16 protein-coding genes are annotated in these 19,099 nt (G+C 67.0%); 9 read left to right on the top strand and 7 right to left on the bottom strand.

Translation table 11 applies throughout. The annotated features are described in order from the left end of the window. Positions 1-26: 26 nt before the first annotated feature. The gene (locus DOM56_RS02505; RefSeq protein ID WP_110707329.1) at positions 27-761 is read left to right on the top strand and encodes an SDR family oxidoreductase; all 735 of its coding nucleotides are present in this window, start codon (positions 27-29) and stop codon (positions 759-761) included. 103 nt (positions 762-864) lie between these two features. Here DOM56_RS02505 and DOM56_RS02500 read toward each other — a convergent pair whose 3' ends face one another. From DOM56_RS02500 to DOM56_RS02475, 6 genes are read right to left on the bottom strand one after another with little or no spacing between them, the layout of a single operon-like run. Then, positions 865-2,595 carry an AMP-binding protein gene (locus DOM56_RS02500; protein ID WP_110707585.1) on the bottom strand — a complete coding sequence of 577 codons (1,731 nt, stop codon included), beginning with the start codon at positions 2,593-2,595 and terminating at the stop codon, positions 865-867. A gap of 60 nt (positions 2,596-2,655) precedes the next feature. Next, positions 2,656-3,846: an acetyl-CoA C-acyltransferase gene (locus DOM56_RS02495; RefSeq protein ID WP_110707328.1), complete on the bottom strand. Its 1,191-nt coding sequence runs from the start codon at positions 3,844-3,846 to the stop codon at positions 2,656-2,658. A 42-nt stretch (positions 3,847-3,888) separates the two neighbouring features. Continuing rightward, positions 3,889-4,659, bottom strand: a complete 771-nt coding sequence (locus DOM56_RS02490) for an SDR family NAD(P)-dependent oxidoreductase (protein ID WP_110707584.1) — start codon at positions 4,657-4,659, stop codon at positions 3,889-3,891. Then, on the bottom strand, positions 4,646-5,809 hold the full coding sequence (locus tag DOM56_RS02485) for an enoyl-CoA hydratase/isomerase family protein (protein ID WP_110707327.1): 1,164 nt from the start codon (positions 5,807-5,809) through the stop codon (positions 4,646-4,648). Before DOM56_RS02485 ends, DOM56_RS02490 begins: the two co-directional genes overlap by 14 nt. Continuing rightward, complete coding sequence (locus DOM56_RS02480) at positions 5,806-6,678, bottom strand: enoyl-CoA hydratase (protein ID WP_110707326.1); 873 nt, start codon at positions 6,676-6,678, stop codon at positions 5,806-5,808. The genes DOM56_RS02485 and DOM56_RS02480 overlap by 4 nt, the downstream gene beginning before the upstream one ends. Further along, the gene (locus DOM56_RS02475; protein ID WP_110707325.1) at positions 6,675-7,841 is read right to left on the bottom strand and encodes an acyl-CoA dehydrogenase family protein; all 1,167 of its coding nucleotides are present in this window, start codon (positions 7,839-7,841) and stop codon (positions 6,675-6,677) included. The genes DOM56_RS02480 and DOM56_RS02475 overlap by 4 nt, the downstream gene beginning before the upstream one ends. Positions 7,842-8,148: 307 nt before the next feature. Here DOM56_RS02475 and DOM56_RS02470 point away from each other — a divergent pair, with 307 nt between their 5' ends. From DOM56_RS02470 to DOM56_RS02450, 5 genes are all read left to right on the top strand, one after another. Continuing rightward, positions 8,149-9,357 (top strand): thiamine pyrophosphate-dependent dehydrogenase E1 component subunit alpha, encoded by a 1,209-nt coding sequence (locus tag DOM56_RS02470; protein ID WP_110707324.1) that lies wholly within the window; start codon positions 8,149-8,151, stop codon positions 9,355-9,357. Next, positions 9,354-10,331 carry a transketolase C-terminal domain-containing protein gene (locus tag DOM56_RS02465; RefSeq protein WP_110707323.1) on the top strand — a complete coding sequence of 326 codons (978 nt, stop codon included), beginning with the start codon at positions 9,354-9,356 and terminating at the stop codon, positions 10,329-10,331. Before DOM56_RS02470 ends, DOM56_RS02465 begins: the two co-directional genes overlap by 4 nt. A gap of 8 nt (positions 10,332-10,339) precedes the next feature. Continuing rightward, a complete protein-coding gene (locus DOM56_RS02460; protein WP_110707322.1) occupies positions 10,340-12,037 on the top strand; it encodes a dihydrolipoyllysine-residue acetyltransferase in 1,698 nt (565 codons plus the stop codon). Between the two features lie 9 nt (positions 12,038-12,046). Continuing rightward, positions 12,047-13,876: a phosphotransferase gene (locus tag DOM56_RS02455; RefSeq protein ID WP_110707321.1), complete on the top strand. Its 1,830-nt coding sequence runs from the start codon at positions 12,047-12,049 to the stop codon at positions 13,874-13,876. A 214-nt stretch (positions 13,877-14,090) separates the two neighbouring features. Beyond that, positions 14,091-15,437 carry a sodium-dependent transporter gene (locus DOM56_RS02450; protein WP_110601756.1) on the top strand — a complete coding sequence of 449 codons (1,347 nt, stop codon included), beginning with the start codon at positions 14,091-14,093 and terminating at the stop codon, positions 15,435-15,437. 132 nt (positions 15,438-15,569) lie between these two features. Here DOM56_RS02450 and DOM56_RS02445 read toward each other — a convergent pair whose 3' ends face one another. Then, a complete protein-coding gene (locus DOM56_RS02445; RefSeq protein ID WP_110601757.1) occupies positions 15,570-15,758 on the bottom strand; it encodes a hypothetical protein in 189 nt (62 codons plus the stop codon). 216 nt (positions 15,759-15,974) lie between these two features. Between DOM56_RS02445 and hexR the strand changes: the two genes are divergently transcribed. The 3 genes from hexR to DOM56_RS02430 all read left to right on the top strand — a co-directional run bounded on the left by hexR (position 15,975) and on the right by DOM56_RS02430 (position 19,068). After that, positions 15,975-16,832 (top strand): transcriptional regulator HexR, encoded by an 858-nt coding sequence (gene hexR, locus DOM56_RS02440; RefSeq protein ID WP_110601759.1) that lies wholly within the window; start codon positions 15,975-15,977, stop codon positions 16,830-16,832. 195 nt (positions 16,833-17,027) lie between these two features. After that, positions 17,028-17,639, top strand: coding sequence for a translesion DNA synthesis-associated protein ImuA (gene imuA / locus DOM56_RS02435; RefSeq protein ID WP_110707320.1), 612 nt, complete (start codon positions 17,028-17,030; stop codon positions 17,637-17,639). A 4-nt stretch (positions 17,640-17,643) separates the two neighbouring features. Then, on the top strand, positions 17,644-19,068 hold the full coding sequence (locus tag DOM56_RS02430; protein WP_110707319.1) for a DNA polymerase Y family protein: 1,425 nt from the start codon (positions 17,644-17,646) through the stop codon (positions 19,066-19,068). The last annotated feature ends 31 nt before the right edge of the window (positions 19,069-19,099 follow it).

Below are 19,099 nucleotides of genomic sequence, written 5' to 3'. Positions count from 1 at the left end.
CATCTCAATACCAGGAGTGCAGACGGATGGGTAAGCTACAGGGAAAGACCGCCGTGATCACAGGCGGCGCATCGGGAATCGGCCTGGCCACGGCGAAGCGTTTCACGGCGGAGGGGGCGTTCGTCTATCTCTTCGGGCGCAGACAGCAAGCTCTCGACGAAGCAGTGGCCGAACTCGGCTCCCATGCGCGTGCCGTCCGGGGCGACGTCACGAAGTCGGCAGATCTCGATCGCCTGTTCTCGGCGGTGAAATCCGAAAGGGGCAGTCTCGATATCCTGTTCGCGAACGCTGGGGTCGGTGAGCTGGTGGCTCTCGGTGCGATCACACCCGAGCATTTCGACCATACGTTCGATATCAACGTCAGGGGCACGCTGTTCACGGTGCAAAAGGCGCTGCCTCTGATGCCAGCCGGCAGTTCGATCATTCTGACGGGGTCGACGGTAGGCGTGACGGGGACGCCGGCAATGAGTGTCTACAGCGCCTCCAAGGCGGCCGTTCGCAACCTCGCCAGGAGCTGGGCCCAGGATCTCCGAGGCAGCGGTATTCGGGTCAACGTGCTGTCACCCGGTCTGACGGAGACGGACACGGTGAAAGGGCTACTGAGTGACGACATCCTCACCGGACAGATGCAGGCAACGCCACTTGAACGGATGGGGGATCCCGCCGAAACGGCTGCGGTAGCTGCGTTTCTCGCTTCAAGTGACAGTAGCTACATGACCGGTGGCGAAGTCTTCGTCGATGGCGGCTACGCACAGGTATAGCGTCATCGAGGGCGATCGTCATGGGATGGCAATCCGAAGGAGCCTGTTGCCTGGGGCGCGGTGCGAGACGACTTTTCGTACGAACCTGGACCGTGTCCAGCGGTTACTCCAGCCCCAGTTCATTGCTGGTGGCCTGGCGCATGCGGAATTTCTGTACCTTGCCGCTGACGGTCATCGGGAATTCGTCGACGAACCGGACATAGCGCGGGATCTTGTGGTGGTCGATACGGTCACGGCAGTAGTCCCGAATCGCCTCCTCGTCGAGGTCGGCGCCCTCCACCAGTCGCACCCACACCGCCACCGCCTCGCCGTAGCGGGCGTCCGGCACGCCGAACACCTGGGCATCGGAGATCGCCGGATGGGTGTAGAGAAACTCCTCGATCTCGCGCGGGTAGAGGTTCTCGCCGCCGCGGATGATCATGTCCTTGATGCGCCCGGTGATCGCCACATAGCCCGCACCGTCCATCATCGCCAGATCGCCGCTGTGCATCCAGCCGTGGGTGTCGATCGCCTGGCGGGTGGCGTCGTCGTTGTCCCAGTAACCCTGCATCACGCTGTAGCCTCGGGTGCAGAGTTCGCCGCTGGTACCGCGCGGGAGCACCTGGCCGCTGGCTGGGTCGATGATCTTCACCTCCAGGTGCGGGTGAATGGTGCCGACGGTGGCGACGCGCTTCTCCAGCGGCGCGTCGGTGCGCGTCTGCAGGCTCACCGGGCTGGTCTCGGTCATGCCGTAGGCGATGGTGACCTCCTCCATGTGCATGCGCTCGATTACCCGCTTCATCACCTCGATCGGGCAGTTGGAGCCGGCCATGATGCCGGTGCGCAGGCTGGAGAGGTCGAATTCGTCGAAGCGTGGATGCTCGAGTTCTGCGATGAACATGGTAGGTACGCCATAGAGCGCCTGGGCGCGTTCCGCCTCCACCGCGCGCAGCGTCGCCTCGGGGTCGAAGCCGTCGTTAGGATAGATCGCCGTGGCCTGGTGAGAGAGGCACGCCAGATTGCCCATCACCATGCCGAAGCAGTGGTAGAGCGGTACCGGGATCACCACCCGCTCGCCGGGCTTCAGGTCCATGCCGTCGCCGACGAAATAGCCGTTGTTGAGGATATTGTGGTGGGTTAGCGTCACGCCCTTGGGTGCGCCGGTGGTGCCTGAGGTGTACTGGATATTGATCGGGTCGTCGAACTGCAGCGAGGCCTGCAGCGCCGCCAGTCGTTCGGTGGAGACACCGTCGGCGAGGGTAGCCAGCTCGTCCCAGCGCCACATGCCCGGGGTGGCGAGCTCGGGATCGAGACACACCACCTGCCTGAGCTGGGGCAGGCTGGCGCAATCGAGCCGGCGCTGCTCGTCGGCAGGGGTGCCGCGCAGTTCCGGCGCGATATCGCAGAGGATATCGACATAGTGTGACTTGATCATGCCGCCGACCCGGTAGGCGCCCTGCAACACCAAGGCGGATAGGCCGGACTGGGTGAGCGCGTGTTCGAGTTCGTGAGCGCGATAGCTGGGATTGATATTGACCAGGATCGCGCCGATCTTGGCCGTCGCCAGCTGGGTGAGCGCCCACTCCGCGCTGTTGAGCGACCAGATACCGACCCGGTCGCCACGCTCCACCCCCATCGCCAGCAGGGCACGGGCGATGCGGTCGGCCTCGTCGCGCAGCTCGGCGTAGGTGTAGCGCAGATTCTGGTGGCAGCTCACCAGCGCCTCGCGCTCCGGGCAGGCCGCGGCGGCGGCATCGAGGCAGTCGCCGATGGTTAGCCCCAGCAGTGGCTGGTCGCTGGTGCCGCTGACGTAGCTGGGTTGGTGACTGGGGGTGGCGCGGGTTGGCCCGGTCATCGTCATACCTCTCCTGGAGTGGATGTCGTGCGGCAGGGATGCCGGCTCTCGCGTCTGCGGCTACGCGAGCCGTTCGATCCCCACCGCCGTGGCCTCGCCGCCGCCGATACAGATCGCCGCGACGCCCCGGGTCATCCCATGATGGGTGAGCGCGTTGAGCAGCGTGACCAGAATGCGCGCGCCGGAGGCGCCGATCGGGTGGCCCAGGGCGCAGGCGCCGCCGTGCACGTTGACCCGCTCGTGGTCGAGGTCGAGCTCGCGCATGGCCGCCATCGCCACCACCGCGAAGGCTTCGTTGATCTCGTAGAGATCGACGCTCTCCCGCGACCAGCCGAGCCGCTCGTACAGCTTGCGCACGGCGTGGATCGGTGCCACCGGGAAGTCGCCCGGGCGCATGGCGTGGCTGGCGTGGCCGTACAGGCGCGCCAGCGGCGTCAGCCCCTGGCGTTCGGCCTCGCGCTGGCGCATCAGTACCAGCGCCGCGGCGCCGTCGGAGATCGAACTCGAGTTGGCCGCGGTGACGCTGCCGCCCTCGCGAAAGGCGGACTTGAGCTGGGGGATGCGCTCGAGATTGGCCTTGTGCGGCTGTTCGTCCCGGTCGACCCGGCGGGTGTCGCGGCCGGCGGGGGCGTCGAGGGCGATGATCTCCCCAGAGAAGACGCCACTTTCGATCGCCTGGCGGGCGCGGGTCAGCGAGGCGATGGCGTAGGCATCCTGGGCGTCGCGGCTGAAGCCGAAGGCCTGGGCGCAATCTTCGGCATAGGTGCCCATCAGCCGCCCCGGCTCGTAGGCGTCCTCGAGCCCGTCGAGGAACATGTGGTCGAGCACCTGGGCATGCCCCATGCGCAGCCCGGCGCGCGCCTTGGGCAGCAGATAGGGGGCGTTGCTCATGCTCTCCATGCCGCCGGCGATGGCGTGGGCGGCGTGACCCAGCGACAGGGTATCGAACGCCTGCATCACCGCCTTCATGCCGGAGCCGCACATCTTGTTGACGGTGGTGCAGGGCGTCGACTCGGCCAGGCCCGCGCCGAGTGCCGCCTGGCGCGCCGGCGCCTGGCCCTGCCCGGCGGGGAGCACGCAGCCCATGATCATCTCGTCGAGGCTGTCTGGTGCCAGCCTGGCCTGTTCGAGGGCGCCGCGAATCGCCGCTGCGCCCAGCTGCGGGCAGGCAAGCCCGCCCAGGGCGCCCTGGAAGGCGCCCATCGGCGTGCGCTTGGCGCCGACGATGACGATCGGGTCCGGGGTGTTCATGTTCGGCTCTCCCATACTGGTGAGGGATCGATCAGTCGTTTTTCACCGCGCACTCATGCGAATGCCGCCATCCAGACGAATCACCTCGCCATTGAGATAGCGGTTCTCGAGGATCTGGCAGGCCAGCGCGGCGTACTCCTCGGCGTGGCCCATGCGCGGCGGGAACGGCACCTTGGCGTTGAGGCTCTCGCGCACCTCCTCGGGCATGCCCTGCATCATGGCGGTGTCGAAGATGCCGGGGGCGATCGCCATCACTCGGATGCCCGAGCTGGCCAGTTCGCGGGCGGCGGGCAGGGTCAGCCCGACCACGCCGGCCTTGGAGGCGGCGTAGGCGGCCTGGCCGACCTGGCCCTCGTAGGCCGCCACCGAGGCGGTGTTGATCACCACCCCGCGCTCGCCGTCGTCCTCCGTCGCCGGATTCTCCTGCATCGCCGCCACCGCCAGACGCAGCATGTTGAAGGTGCCGATCAGGTTGATGTCGACCACCCGGCGAAAGCGTTCGAGGTCGTGTACGCCGCGCTTGCCGTGGATCTTCTCCGCCGGCGCCACCCCGGCGCAGTTGATCAGCCCGTGGAGGGCGCCGAAGCGTTCGAGCGTCTCGGCGATCGCCCGCTCGCCGTCGGCTTCGCGGGTGACGTCGGCCTGCAGCGCCAGCGTGCGGGTGCCAAGCGCTTTCGCAAGGCGGCGGGCCGCTTCGATGTCCTGATCGACCAGCACCACGTTGGCGCCGTTATCGACGAGCATCTTCGCCGTGGCGGCGCCCAGGCCGGAGCCGCCGCCGGTAACGATGAAGGTGCGTTCAGTCAGTTGCATGGGTCGGTTCCTCGTCGGCAGCCCGATCGTCGAGATCGCGCAGGGGATGACCATCGCGATCCCACGGAGAAACGAAGCAGGCTGCGATATCGGCGTCGGGTACCTCGCCGTGCCGGTGCTGCCATCGGGGAGTCTTGTCCTTGTCGATCAGCAGCGCACGCACCCCCTCGGCGATATCGCCGTGGGTAGCGCAGGCCAGCGACAGGTCGAGCTCGCTGCGTAGCGCTTCGGCCAGCGAGACGCGCCGGCAGCGCGCCAGCTGGCGCAGGATCAGCCGCGCCGAGAGCGGTGAGCCGGCGGCCAGGCTGCGCGCGGCGCGGGCGATCCAGGCGTCGTCGCTGTCGCTGGCGGCGATGATCGCGGCGATCAGATCTTCGTCGCTGTCGGCGTCGGTCAGCGCGGCGATCGCCTCCTGCCGCGCGGCGACTTCGGCGGGCGGGGCGAGATATCGACTCGCCTCGGCGTGGCTGCGCAGCACCCGTTCGAGGGCCGGGCGCGGCCGCGACCAGTCGGCATCGAGCAGATCGTCGATCACCGCGTCGCGGCGTTCGGCGGCGATCAGGCGGTCGGCGAGACCGACGAACAGGGCGTCGCTGGCGTTGAGGCGGGCGCCGGTCAGGCCGAGGAAGGTGCCGCTGGCTCCCGGCATGCGGTTCAGGAACCAGCTCGCGCCCACGTCCGGGTAGAGGCCGATGGTGATCTCCGGCATCGCCAGCATCGAGCGCGGTGTCACCACCCGATGCGAGGCGCCGGACAGCAGCCCCATGCCGCCGCCCATGACGATGCCGTCGCCCCAGGCGACGATCGGCTTGGGATAGGTGTGGAGGGCGTGGTCGAGACGATACTCATGGGTGAAGTAGCGCGCCACGGCACCATCCGCGGCCTCGGGGTCACGGCCGGTGTGGCCTTCGGCGATGGCGCGATAGAGGGCGACCACGTCGCCGCCGGCGCAGAACGCCTTGTCGCCGGCACCCTCCAGCCACAGTGCGACCATCTCGGCGTCCTCGGCCCAGGCGTCGATCTGCGCCTGGATGGCATCTATCATCGCGAGCGACAGCGCATTGAGACTCTTGGGGGCATCGAGGGTGATGCGCCCGAGACGGTGGCCGTCGGCGGTGGCCAGGGTGTCGAATTGTACCGGCGCGCTCATGCCTGATCTCCGTCGCGGTTGTCATCGCCGGTGCCCGGGGGCGGGTCCTCGCGCCAGCGCGGCGGGCGCTTGTCTAGGAAGGCGCCGATGCCTTCCCCTGGGGCGGCGGTGTCGAACAGCTCCAGGAACAGTTCACGCTCCATGCGGTAGCCGTGGGGCAGCCCGTGGTCGCGGGCGTTCATGATCAAGCGCTTGCAGCGCGCCAGCGCGTCAGGGCTCTGCCCGCCGCTCTGCTCGGCCAGGGCCAGCGCGGTGGGCAGTGCCTGGCCGGCGTCGACCAGCTCTTCGACCAGGCCGATACCCAGCGCGCGCTCGGCGTCGATACGCTCTCCGCACAGGATGATGCGCTTGGCCCAGCCTTCGCCGACCAGCCACGGCAGGTGCTGGGTGCCGCCGGCGCAGGGCAGCAGCCCCACCTTGGCCTCGGGCAGCGCCAGCTTCGCCTGGTGTTCGGCGATACGGATATCGCAGGCCAGCGCGCACTCCAGCCCGCCGCCCATGGCGTAGCCGTTGATCGCGGCGATGGTGACACCGGGGTAGGCGCTCAGGGTCTCGAAGGCGCGCCCGAAGCGGGTCGCCATCTCCAGCGCGGTGGCCTTGCCCTCGGTGAAACGCTTGAGATCGGCCCCGGCGGAGAAGAACTTGTCGCCGGCGCCGGTGATCACCAGCGCCGGTGGCTGGGGCTCGGCCGCCAGCGCGTCGAGATGGTCGGCGAGTGCTGCCAGCGAGCCTTCGTGCCAGGTGTTGGCGGGCGGGTTGTCGATGGTCAGCACGGCGATGGCGCCGCGGCGCTCCAGGCGCAGGCCGTCGGTCGACGCTGTCTCTTGCGACGTCGCGTCCGGTTGGGGAGCGGCGTTGTGATCGGTCATATCAGGGTCTCCAGGTCGTCCTTGTCGAGCAGGCGGCGGGCGATCACCAGACGCATGATCTCGTTGGTGCCCTCGAGAATCTGGTGTACCCGACAGTCGCGAACATGACGCTCCAGCGGGTAGTCGCGCAGGTAGCCGTAGCCGCCGTGGAGCTGCAGGGCCTCGTTGCAGATGGCGAAGCCCTGGTCGGTGGCGAAGCGCTTGGCCATGGCGCAGTAGAGCGTGGCGTCGGGGTCGCCGCGGTCGAGCTTGCTCGCCGCCAGACGCACCATCTGGCGCGCCGCGACGAGCTGGGTGGCCATGTCGGCGAGCTTGAACTGCAGCGCCTGGAAGCTGGCCAGCGCCCGCCCGAACTGTTCGCGCTCGTTCAGGTAGCGGTGGGCGGTGGTGAGCGCGGCCTGGGCGGTGCCCACCGAGCAGGTGGCGATATTGATGCGCCCGCCATCGAGAGCGCGCATGGCGATACGAAAACCTTCGCCCTCGTCGCCGAGGCGGTGGTCCGCCGGCACGCGCACGCCGTCGAAGCTGATCGCCCGGGTGGACTGGCTGTTCCAGCCCATCTTCGCCTCTTTCTTGCCGTAGCCGATGCCCGGCGTGTCCGCCGGCACGGCGAAGGCGGAGATGCCGCCGGCGCCGCTGTCCGGCGCCCCGGTGCGGGCCATCACCACCAGCAGCTGGGTGTCGCCGGCACCGGAGATGAACATCTTGTTGCCGTCGATCACGTAGGCATCGCCATCGCGACGCGCCCGGGTGCGCAACGAGGCGGCATCGGAGCCGGCGTTGGGCTCGGTGAGGCAGTAGGAGCCGAGCTGCTCACCGCTCAGCATCGACGGCAGCCAGGCCTCGCGCACGGCCTCGGTGGCGTAGCTGGCGAGGATCCAGTTGACCATGTTGTGGATGGTCAGAAAGGCGGTGGTGGAGGTGCAGCCCTGGGCCAGCTCCTCGATGATCAGGGTCGCGTCGAGGCGGCTCAGCCCCAGCCCGCCGGCGGCTTCCGGGGTGTAGAGACCGCAGAAGCCAAGGTCTCCGGCCTGGCGCAAGACATCCACTGGAAAGACGCTGTTGGCGTCCCATTCGGCAGCGTTGGGCGCCAGTTCGCGCTGGGCGAACTGGCGTGCCGCATCCCGGTAGGCCTGCTGGTCGGCGTCGAGTTCGAAGTCCATGAGCGGTCGACACTCCTCGTCTGGGAAAAGCCTCTCGTCTGGAAACCCCTCATCGCGAGAGGGCGCACGCGGCTGACCGGGTAGGTCGGGCGCGGCATGGCTCTCTGTTCTAGCGACGCTCTGTCGAGCAGGACAATAGGACCTAGTGCTGAAAGACCAAGGTCGGATGGCGACAAGTTGACATTGACGTCAAGGTCACATGTTGAGGCGGCTGTCGAAACCGGTCGTTTCCCGACCTGTCGGCTCATGGGAAAGGGCGGCTCACGAGGCGGCTCGACTCCTGGTCATCGATCTCAGGACATGTCAGATGAAAAAGACCCGATCCACGGCGAAACCCGTCCACAAGCCGGTTTTTGCCAACGGCGACGACATCCAGATCCCCGTATTCACCCTGCTCAAGCCCGACGGCACGCTCTATGCCGGGGCCGGGGCGACCTCTCTCGACGAGACCACCGCACGGCGCATCTACCGTGCCATGCTCTACACCCGGGTGCTCGACGAGCGCATGATGGCGGCCCAGCGCCAGGGTCGGCTCAGCTTCTACATGCAGTGCACCGGCGAGGAAGCGGCAGTGATCGGCAGCACGGCGGCGCTGGCCGACGCCGACATGATCATGGCCCAGTACCGCGAGCAGGGGGCGCTGGCCTACCGCGGCTTCACCACCGACGAGTTCATGGATCAACTGTTCGGCAACGAGCGCGACACCGCCCACGGTCGCCAGATGCCGATCCATTACGGCTCGCGAGACCTTCACTACCTGACGATCTCTTCGCCGCTGGCGACCCAGATTCCCCAGGCCACCGGCTACGCCTATGGCCAGAAGCTGGCCGGCCAGGGCCACTGTACGCTGACGATATTCGGCGAGGGCGCCGCCTCCGAGGGGGATTTCCACGCCGCGCTCAACATGGCATCGGTGCACAAGGTGCCGGTGATCTTCCTGTGCCGCAACAACGGCTATGCCATCTCCACCCCGGTCACCGAGCAGTTCGCCGGCGACGGTGTCGCCGCGCGCGCCTTCGGCTATCGCATGCAGTCGATCCGGGTCGACGGCAATGACGTGCTGGCGGTCTACGAGGCGACCTGCGAGGCCCGACGGCTGGCGGTGGAGGAGAACGAACCGGTGCTGATCGAGGCGATGACCTATCGCCTGGCGGCGCACTCCTCCTCCGACGACCCCTCCGGCTATCGCAGCAAGAAGGAAGAGGAGGCGTGGCACAAGAAGGATCCCCTGCGCCGAATGCAGCGCTGGCTGATCGAGCGGGGCTGGTGGAACGAGGACGAGGAGCGCGAACTGACCGAGTCGTTGCGCCGTGAGGTGCTGGAAACCATGAAACAGGCGGAGAAGCGTCGCCCGCCGGCGCTGGAGACGCTGGTCAGCGATGTCTATGCCGAAACACCGGCACTGCTGCGCGAACAGCTCGCGACGTTGAAGGCCCATATCGGACGTCATCCCGAGGCCTATCCCCGAAGCGCGCCCTGGCTGGATGGCGACACCGAAACGGAGGGCCAGGCATGAGCCGGATGAATCTGCTCCAGGCCGTCAACAATGCGCTGGATACCGCCATGGCCGCCGATGAGCGCGTGCTCTGCTTCGGCGAGGATGTCGGTGTTTTCGGCGGCGTGTTCCGTGCCACCAGCCACCTGCAGGAGAAGTACGGCCGCGAGCGCTGCTTCAATACCCCGCTGGTGGAACAGGGCATCGTCGGTTTCGCCAACGGCCTGGCCGCTCAGGGCTCGGTGCCGGTGGCCGAGATCCAGTTCGCCGACTACATCTTCCCCGCTTTCGATCAACTGGTGAACGAAACCGCCAAGTTTCGCTATCGTTCCGGCAATCTGTTCGATGTCGGCGGGCTGACAGTACGCGCGCCCTACGGCGGCGGCATCGCCGGTGGCCACTACCATTCGCAGTCGCCGGAGGCCTACTTCGCCCATACTCCAGGGCTGACCGTGGTCGTGCCGCGCAATCCGCACCAGGCCAAGGGGCTGCTGCTGGCCTCGATCCGCTCGCCCGATCCGGTCATCTTCTTCGAGCCCAAGCGGCTCTATCGCGCGTCGGTGGGCGAGGTGCCCGACGAGGACTACGAGCTGCCGCTACGTCAGGCGGAGGTGGTCAAGGAAGGTAACGACATCACGCTGCTGGCCTGGGGCGCCCAGTTGGAGGTGGTCGAGCAGGCGGCGGAGATGGCGGAGGAAGCGGGTATCTCTTGTGAAATCATCGACCTGCGCACCATCGTACCGTGGGATATCGATACCGTGGTCGAGTCGGTGCTCAAGACCGGGAGGTTGATCGTCAGTCACGAGGCGCCGTTGACTGGGGGCTTCGCCGCCGAGATCGCCGCCACCGTCCAGAGCCGCTGTTTCCTCTATCTGGAGTCGCCGATCGAGCGCGTGGCGGGGCTCGACACGCCGTTCCCGCTGACGCTCGAGAAAGAGTACATGCCGGGGCCGTTGAAGGTGCTCGATGCCATCCACCGCACGATGGACTTCTAGGAGGTGAGATGAGCGATTTCCTGCTGCCCGACATCGGCGAGGGTATCGTCGAGTGCGAAGTGGTGAAATGGCTGGTCAGCGAGGGCGATACCATCGCCGAGGACCAGCCCGTCGCCGAGGTGACCACCGACAAGGCGCTGGTGGAGATTCCCGCCCCCGAGGCCGGCCGCGTCACGCGGCTCTATGTCCGCGAAGGGGAGACGGCACGGGTCCATGCGCCGCTGTTCGCCATCGAAAGCGTTGCCGATAGCACCCGATTCGGTGCCGACACCCGGCCCCATCACGATGCTCGGCCACCCCAGCCGGCTGCCGCCAGCCCCGAGGACGAGAACCCGCAGCCGCCCGGACTGGACGAAGAGGAGTCGAAACCGGCGAGGTCGAAGGATTTCATCCTGCCCGACCTGGGCGAAGGCATCGTCGAGTGCGAGGTGGTGGCCTGGCGCGTCGAGGAGGGCGACGAGATCGCCGAGGACCAGCCGGTCGTCGAAGTCAGCACCGACAAGGCAGTGATGGAGATCACCGCGCCGGAGGCGGGCCGGCTGGTGCGCCGGTACTGCCAGCTCGACGAGGTTGCCAAGGTGCACTCGCCGCTGTTCGCGTACATTCCGCAAGCCGACGATGACGCTGCCCCGTCCGGTGACACCCCGGCGGCCACCGGCGCTGTTCCACGTGAAACGCACGCTGAGGCCGGGACGGCCGCGGCTCATGCCGCCCAGAGCGGAGCCGGGTCGTCGTTAGCCGCTCGCTCGATGCGGGACGACAACGGCCGGCGGCGAATTCCCGCCAGCCCGGCGGTCCGCCGGCGAGTGCGCGAGCTCGGCGTGCGTCTCGAGGAAATTCCCGGTAGCGGCAAGGATGGCCGGGTGCTCAAGGAGGATGTACTGGCGTTCCAGCAGCGACAGGGAGCAGCGCATCATGAACCGCGTCGAGCGGAATCGCAGGATTCACGGGCGACAGCCACGCCCCCGGACCATGGCGCGTCAGCGCCGGACGCCGCCGCCGCAGGGCGGGTTGAGCCACTACGCGGCGTGCGTGCGGTGATGGCGCGGCGGATGAGCGATGCAGCGGCGAGCATTCCTCACTTCGCCTACGGCGACGAGTTCGATGTCACCGAGCTGCTGGCGCTGCGGGAGCGCCTGAAAAGCGATTTCGAGGCGCGCGGCGAGCGATTGACGCTGATGCCGCTACTGATGAAGGCGCTGGCGCTGGCGGTGAGCGAGTTTCCGCTGCTCAACTGCCGCTTCGATGCCGCCGCCGAGGCGATCCACTATCAGGACGGGTGCCATATCGGCATGGCGGTGGATAGCCAGAGCGGCCTGCTGGTGCCCAACGTCAAGCATGTGGAGGGGCTGAGCCTGCGCCAGGTGGCGGCCGAGGTCGAGCGCCTGACCCGGGCAGCGCGGGAGGGCCGGGTCGCGCCGGCGGATCTCAAGGGCGGCACCATCAGCATCTCCAACATCGGCGTGCTCGGCGGCACCTATGCCATGCCGATCATCAACGCGCCGGAGGTGGCGATCGTCGCCCTCGGCCGCGTGCAGCGGCTGCCGCGTTTCGATGCCGAGGGGCGGGTGGTGGCGCGGTCGATCATGACCGTGACCTGGTCCGGCGATCACCGCGTGCTCGACGGCGGCACCATGGCGCGCTTCTGCAACCGCTGGAAGGGCTACCTGGAGGCGCCGGAGAGCATGCTCACCGAGCTGCGCTGAGGCGACCCCATGAGCCTCGAGCCGACGGGAATTCAGCAGTTCTATATCCCCGAGGAGCAGTCGGTCTACCTGCTCAGCCAGAGCCAGGCACGGCAACTGCGCGAGTGGATCGAGCGCTGTCGCCACCAACTCGCCCAGGTCGGCTACCGGGAGGTGGAGCTGGTCGGCAAGGGCGCCTACGGCTTCGTCTTCGCGGGTATCGATGGCGCCGGCGCCAGCCACGTGTTCAAGTTCACGCGCCAGAACCTGCCCCAGGCGTTCCATGAGCGCCTGGAGGAAGAGGCGTTCATGCTCGAACAGGTGGACCATCCCCGCGTTCCCCGCCTGATCGCCTATCGCGCCCTGCGCCATCAAGCGATGCTGGTGATGCAGCGCGCCCCGGGCATCAACCTGGAGGAGTACTCGCTGCGCCACGGCCGCCTGCCGGCGCGGCTGATCATCGCCATCGCGGCGCAGCTCGCCGATATCCTGCGCACGCTGCGGCGCGAATCCGCCGAGGGACGTCTGGTGGTACACGGGGATATTAAACCCTCGAACCTGATGTTCGACGCGCGAACCGAGCAGATCGCGTTGATCGACTGGGGCTCGTCGGTCTTCGCCCAGCTCGATGCCGAGGGCCAGTTCCTGTCGCGCAACGTGATGGCGCTGATGTCCGACGATCTGCAGCACACCAACGCCCGCATGGGTGATGTCTACTATATCGGCGAGGAGCAGCTCGAGGGCGCGCTGTCGTCGCCGCGCTTCGACGAACAGGGCGTCGCCGCGACCCTCTATGCACTTGCCACCGCGCAGTCCAGCCGCTTCGGCCGCGAGACGATCCCGGCCACCTCGCTGGGGTTGCCGATCGAGTTCGCCCGGGTACTGGATGCGATGCTGAGCGAGGACCCCGGACTGCGGCGTCGGGCCGGCGACTATTTTCTCCAGCACATGCCGCGGATCGCCCGGACGATCATCCGTGAGCCACCGGAGTCACCGGAGATCCCGCTGGTCCCGGTGTGGGTACGTTCGCTGGAGCAGGAGATCGAGACGGTGGTCTACAGCTCGCGCAAGGCTTTCCTGCGTGATGACCATCGTCAGGATGATGCGCGCGACGATACCCTGAGCGCGGTCAACGATATCCAGCTCGATCGCTACTACAAGCACTTCATGCAGGGCATGGGCGATCTCGAGAAGGCTTTCCTGGTGGCGGTGGGGCGGCTGGGCAAGTATCCGGTGGTGGGCGGACTGGCGGTGCGCTGGAGCGACGCCGGCGTCGAGTTCGACACGACGCTTAGCCTCAACGAGCCGTCGCTCCGGACCGCCTTCGTCGCGGCGGTGAACAACATGGTCAATCTCGCCCGGGCGATCCGTCGCCGCGACGGGGTGTTCAAGGCTTGCCTGTTCAACGCCCGGCGCACCCTGCACGTCGACCGTGACGATGCCTCCCGGCCGTTCGTGCCCGACGCGGCCTGCGCGATCCCCTACGAGGTCAGCCCCACGCCGGAGCTGGAAGATGCCAGCCGCGAGCACTCCTACTTCGAGGATGGTCCGGATCCCGAGGAGTTCCTGCGCCTGCCGCCGGTGATGATCGAGGCGCTGTCGCGGCTCAATGCCATCCATCACACCGGCATGATCATCTTCGAGGCATTGGCGACCCATCTGAAGATCCACAGCTACTACCGCCTGCTCGATCCGGCCCGCGAGGAGGAGTTCCGCGACTGTCTGGAGACGCTGCTGGCGGCGGTACCGCAGATCGATGGCCTGGGCGTTTCCGGCTACATGAAGATGCCCTATAAGAACACGCGACATTTCACGCATCGAGCGCGGCTTCCCGATAGCCCCGATAGCGCAAGAGGATGAGTCGTCCGCCAGGCGGCTGGCATGGTGCATTCTGCGAAATCGTTGCGGTTTCGGGACGCTTTACACCGATTTTGGACGGTTACAGGGAGGAAAAAGGGAAGAAACGGGTTCGAGCCGTTATAATCCGCGCCGACAAGAGAAGCCTGTCCGCGTGCCTGGCGCCGTCACGGGGCGCTGCGGGTTTCCGACAACAGCATTACTCGATGGTGAATTCATGGCCAAACAATCCCATACCCATGCGCAGTGGTCCTCCCGCACGGCCTTCGTCCTGGCGGCGACCGGTTCGGCCGTGGGGCTCGGCAACATCTGGAAGTTTCCCTACATGGTGGGCGACAGCGGCGGCGCCGTGTTCGTGCTCGTCTATCTGGTCTGCATCGCGCTGATCGGGCTGCCGATCCTGGTCTCCGAGTGGCTGCTGGGCCGGCGCGGACAGTCCAATCCGATCAACACCATGCAGACGGTCAGCCGTGACGCGAAGAAATCGCCGGACTGGGTGCTGGTGGGGATCGCCGGCGTCCTCGGCTCGTTTCTGATCCTCTCGTTCTACAGCGTGGTCGGCGGCTGGTCGCTCAACTACACCTGGAGCACGCTGACCGGCGACCTCGGTCAGTCCAGCGGTGTCAGCGTGGGTGATTACTTCACCACCCTGCTGGGCCAGCCGGGCACGCTGCTGTTCTGGCACACGCTGTTCATGCTGTTGACCTTCGGCATCGTCGCCGGTGGGGTCAAGGGTGGCCTGGAGCGTGCGGCCAAGTGGCTGATGCCGCTGCTGATCGTGGCGCTGGTCGTGCTGATCGGCTTCGGCATGTCCACCTCGGGCTTTGGTCAGGCGGCCGAGTTCATGTTCTCCCCCGACTGGAGCAAGTTGAACGGCGGCGTCATTCTCGCGGCGCTGGGGCACGCCTTCTTCACCCTGTCGCTGGGGATGGGGATCATGATGGCATACGGCTCCTACCTGGGTCAGGAGGTCGATCTGATCAAGACCGCGCGTACCGTGGTGATCCTGGATACTGTGATCGCGCTCGGCGCCGGCATGGCGATCTTCCCGGTGGTGTTCGCCAATGGCCTGGACCCGAGCGCCGGCCCAGGGCTGCTGTTCGTGACCCTGCCGCTGGCATTCATCGACATGCCCTGGGGGCTGGCGTTCGGCACGATCTTCTTCGCCCTGCTCACGGTGGCCGCGATCACCTCGGCGATCTCGCTGCTGGAGCCGGTGACGGAGTTCCTGGAGGAGCGCACGCCGCTGTCCCGCCTGGGTTCGGCGTTCGTCGCCGCCCTGGCAACCTGGACGCTGGGCATCGCCGCGCTGCTGGCGTTCAACCTCTGGTCCGGCTTCCAGCCGTTCGGCTTCAACGTCTTCGACCTGCTCGATGCCCTCACCAGCAAGCTGATGCTGCCGCTGACGGGGCTGGCTGCCATCGTCTTCACCGCCTGGTTCCTGGATAGCGAAGACGTCAAGCGGGAGCTGGGGCTGGGGCCGAAAGGACGGGTCGTATGGCACTACGTATCACGCTATGTCGCACCGATCGGCGTGATCGTGGTGTTCTTCAACAGCCTGTAGTGAACCGCCGTCACGTCTCGGGGCGTGACGGGAATTTCCGCGCCGGAGGGGATCCCGGCGAGGCAGGCAGTGGCCGTTGCCCTCGGGGGACGGCCACTGATCGTTGGGTAGCTGTCTCCGACCGACTGGACGCTACTCGGGCAGCTCGGCGATCTCTTCCGCTAGCTGGCGCTTCTCCAGACGCTGCTCGATGCCGCGCCGGGCCTTGAGGTATCGCACGGCTGCCTTGCGCTTGCGCTGCTCGTGCTCATTGACCTCCAACGTCATGAAAATATCGAAAATTTCGCTCTTCAGGGTGTGAAGATGTTCGATGTCCTTCATTGATCGAATCTCCTGGCATCCTCGGAACCGTCGGTTTTCGCCCGACATGCATACTATACTCAACTTTACAAGATAATGACGGTTCACTTTTTTCATGCTTCCAACGCGCCGTGTCGGCGTATTCCCGCCAGCCCGAGTCGGGCATACTAGGCCGCGAATTCCTGATCGAAATCCAGAGACACGAGACCGCTTGATGTCGCCATCCGAGGGCCAGCCATGAGTCGTTCGCTGTTCGATGAATTGCGCGTTCACATGGATCGTCTGCGCCGTTCCGAGCAGAAGGTGGCGCGCTTCGTGCTGCGCAATCCGGAAGAGGTGATCCTAATGCGGATCACCGACCTGGCCAGCGAGGCGCAGGTCAGCGAGCCCACGGTAGTGCGCTTCTGTCGCGCCATGGGCATGGCCGGATTCCAGGAGTTCAAGCTGAAGCTGGCGCAGATGATGGCCAAGGGAAGCCAGTACGCCCAGTTCACCATGAACGACGGCGATAGCGTGGCCGAGTTCTCCCATGGCATCTTCGACAGCACCATCGAGACCCTCGAACAGGTCCGCGATCGTCTCGACAATGAGGCGCTGGGCAAGGCAATCGCCGCGCTGGCAGTCGCCAACCGGGTCGAGTTCTACGGTTACGGCGCTTCGGGTATCGTCGCCGCCGATGCCCAGCACAAGTTCTTTCGTCTCCAGATCCAGACGTCGGCCTATGCCGATCCCCACATGCAGGCCATGTCCGCCGCCACCATGAAGGCGGGCGACGTGGTGGTGGCGATCTCCCAGACCGGCCGCACCCGGGCGCTGATCGCCAGCGCGAAGACGGCGGTCAAGGCCGGTGCTACCGTGATCGGCCTGTGTCCCAGCGATTCGCCACTGGCGCGCGAGGTGACCCTGACACTGCCGGTCGACGTGCAGGAGGACACCGAGGTCTACATCCCCATGACCTCGCGCATCGCCCACCTGTTGACCATCGACGTGCTCGCCGTGGGCGTGGCCAAGAATCGTGGTCCGCAGATTAGCGATCAGCTCAAGGCGATCAAGCGCAGCCTGGGATCGCTGAGGGTTTCCAACAGCGTCTCCTGAGCCGCTCGCATTTCGCGGAACGTCGCTCGAGGTGGCGTTTTTTTACACCCTTTATACTGTATATATAGACAGCATTCGTGTTCTGAGTGACACTGGTGGCAACGATTCAACTCTCCCGAGCACTGCCATGTCGTCACTCGCTTCCTGCTGTTTTCGATGGCTACCGCTGCCACCCCTCGCCATGGAGGCCGGCCGATGAGCAGCCTGGAGACCCTGCTCGACAGCCGCCAGGTCTGGCGTGCCCAGACCGGTACTGCTGGCGACCGCGGCGAGGCGATTGCGAGCGGGCACGCCGAGCTCGATGCGTTCCTGCCGGGCGGTGGCTGGCCACCGGCCGCGGTCAGCGAGCTGCTGTCGAGCGGCGCCGGCAACGGCGAGCTGGCCTTGCTGTGGCCCGTGCTCTCGCGAATGACACGGCAAGGCAGGCCGATCGTGCTGATTTCGCCACCGGGGGCACCTTACCCGGCAGCGTGGCGGCAGGCGGGTGTGACGCTCGGGCAGTGCCACTGGCTCGAAGTGCAGGGTCGCGAGGCGTTATGGGCGGCGGAGCAGTGTCTGCGCGCCGGCTGCTGCGGGGCCGTCATGGCCTGGCTGCCGCAGGCCGATAGCCGTCTCATGCGCCGGTTGCAGGTGGCGGCGGCCAGCGGGAATACGCTGGCCTTCGTGCATCGTCCTTTGGTGAAGGTGGCCGAGGCATCACCGGCGCCACTGCGGTTGCGGTTGCACCGGCACGCCGAGCTGGAAGTCCTCAAGTGTCGCGGCGGCTTGGTCTCCTCGCGTCGGATCGCCTTCGGCGGCGGGACGTGACCGCATGCGTTGGGTCTGCCTGCTGTTCCCGCGTCTGGCGCTGGAGGGCGCGCTGCGTCGCCGCCCCGATCCCGGCGCTCCGTTCGCACTGATCGACGGGCCGCCACCGCGTCAATGCATCCGTGCTGCCAATCGCGCGGCCCGCGATCGAGGCGTCAGGCCCGGACAGGCGCTGGGCTTCGCCGAAGCGCTCTGTGACAGCCTGGAAACCGCGCCGTTCGATGCCGAATCCGTCGAACGCTGGCGCCGACGTCTGGCCGCCTGGGCCTATGGCTTCAGCGCTCAGGTCAGCCTTCACTATCCCCATGCGCTGGTATTCGAAATCGCCAGCAGTCTCGATCTGCTCGGCCCCTGGCCACGGCTGGAGGCGCGTCTGCGCGCAGAACTCGGCGAGCTCGGCTTTTCGCATCGACTGGTGATCGCCCCCAATCCGGCGGCGGCGCGGGTGCTGGTCAATGTCCACGATGGCCTGGCGGTGGACGAGAGCGGGCTGGAAGCGGCGTTGGCAGGCCTGCGTCTCGATCGGGCCGGGCTGGCGAGCCTCGATGCCGATCGTGACATCGTGCAGACCCTGACCCGCAGTGGCTTCCAGCGTCTGGGCGAGCTGTTCGTCCTGCCGCGCAGCGCCCTGGCCCGACGTTTCGGGGGCCGCCTGATGCGCCACCTGGGCGAACTGCGGGGAGAGTGGCCGCTGGCGCTGGATTACCACCGCCCGACGCCGCGGTTTTCCCGCACCTTCGCGTTCGATCAGCCAGTGCATGCCATTGCCGGCCTGGCCTTTCCGCTCAAGCGTCTGCTGCAGGAACTGAGCCTGTTTCTGATCGGCCAGGACGCCGGGGTCGAGCGATTCCGGGTCACGTTCGAACTGGAGGATGGCCCGCCGCAGACCGTCGAGATCGGTCTGTTGTCGGTACAGCGTGACCCCGACACCCTGCTCGAGCTGACCCGAGCGCATCTGGAGCGTGTGCGCCTCGCCGGCCCGGTGATGGCCTTGACGCTCTTCGCACCTCGGCTCTCCGACTATGCCCCGACAAGACGCGAGTTGCTGGAGGGGCCGGCGCGCCAGGCCCAGGCCTGGGCGGCGCTGCACCAGCGGCTGGTGGCGCGATTGGGGGAGTCGGCACTCCGGCCGCTGGTCGAACATCGCGAGTATCGGCCGGAGAAGGCGGTGCTGAGCGGCATCGGACCTCGGGCGCGTGACGCCAGCGCCGGCCCGCCTCGTCCCGGCTGGCTAGTGCCGGCGCCGCAGCGCTGCGATGGCGACGTGGTGCAACTGCTGGCGGGGCCGGAGCGAATAGAAAGCGGCTGGTGGGACGGTGGCGACATTCGACGCGACTACTATCTGGCCCAGTGGGTGGATGGTCGCCACGCCTGGGTCTGGTGCGAGCCGGGACGGCAGGGCTGGTATCTGCACGGATGGTTCGGATGAACGAGCTCTTTCCACTGCGGCCCGACGCTGC

Source organism: Salinicola sp. CR57, assembly GCF_003206585.1.
GTDB classification, from domain to species: Bacteria; Pseudomonadota; Gammaproteobacteria; order Pseudomonadales; family Halomonadaceae; genus Salinicola; species Salinicola lusitanus.
Note: the sequence above shows the minus strand (reverse complement) of the source record. Positions and strands in the feature narration are given on the sequence as shown.

Excerpts from the sequence above, each read along its gene's own strand:
- DOM56_RS02490 (WP_110707584.1), bottom strand. The coding sequence starts at position 4,659 with ATGCAACTGACTGAACGCACCTTCATCGTTACCGGCGGCGGCTCCGGC.
- DOM56_RS02465 (WP_110707323.1), top strand. The coding sequence starts at position 9,354 with ATGAGCCGGATGAATCTGCTCCAGGCCGTCAACAATGCGCTGGATACC.
- DOM56_RS02500 (WP_110707585.1), bottom strand. The coding sequence starts at position 2,595 with ATGACCGGGCCAACCCGCGCCACCCCCAGTCACCAACCCAGCTACGTC.
- imuA (WP_110707320.1), top strand. The coding sequence starts at position 17,028 with ATGAGCAGCCTGGAGACCCTGCTCGACAGCCGCCAGGTCTGGCGTGCC.
- DOM56_RS02445 (WP_110601757.1), bottom strand. The coding sequence starts at position 15,758 with ATGAAGGACATCGAACATCTTCACACCCTGAAGAGCGAAATTTTCGAT.
- DOM56_RS02505 (WP_110707329.1), top strand. The coding sequence starts at position 27 with ATGGGTAAGCTACAGGGAAAGACCGCCGTGATCACAGGCGGCGCATCG.
- hexR (WP_110601759.1), top strand. The coding sequence starts at position 15,975 with ATGAGTCGTTCGCTGTTCGATGAATTGCGCGTTCACATGGATCGTCTG.
- DOM56_RS02475 (WP_110707325.1), bottom strand. The coding sequence starts at position 7,841 with ATGGACTTCGAACTCGACGCCGACCAGCAGGCCTACCGGGATGCGGCA.
- DOM56_RS02455 (WP_110707321.1), top strand. The coding sequence starts at position 12,047 with ATGAGCCTCGAGCCGACGGGAATTCAGCAGTTCTATATCCCCGAGGAG.
- DOM56_RS02485 (WP_110707327.1), bottom strand. The coding sequence starts at position 5,809 with ATGAGCGCGCCGGTACAATTCGACACCCTGGCCACCGCCGACGGCCAC.
- DOM56_RS02495 (WP_110707328.1), bottom strand. The coding sequence starts at position 3,846 with ATGAACACCCCGGACCCGATCGTCATCGTCGGCGCCAAGCGCACGCCG.
- DOM56_RS02480 (WP_110707326.1), bottom strand. The coding sequence starts at position 6,678 with ATGACCGATCACAACGCCGCTCCCCAACCGGACGCGACGTCGCAAGAG.
- DOM56_RS02430 (WP_110707319.1), top strand. The coding sequence starts at position 17,644 with ATGCGTTGGGTCTGCCTGCTGTTCCCGCGTCTGGCGCTGGAGGGCGCG.
- DOM56_RS02460 (WP_110707322.1), top strand. The coding sequence starts at position 10,340 with ATGAGCGATTTCCTGCTGCCCGACATCGGCGAGGGTATCGTCGAGTGC.
- DOM56_RS02450 (WP_110601756.1), top strand. The coding sequence starts at position 14,091 with ATGGCCAAACAATCCCATACCCATGCGCAGTGGTCCTCCCGCACGGCC.
- DOM56_RS02470 (WP_110707324.1), top strand. The coding sequence starts at position 8,149 with ATGAAAAAGACCCGATCCACGGCGAAACCCGTCCACAAGCCGGTTTTT.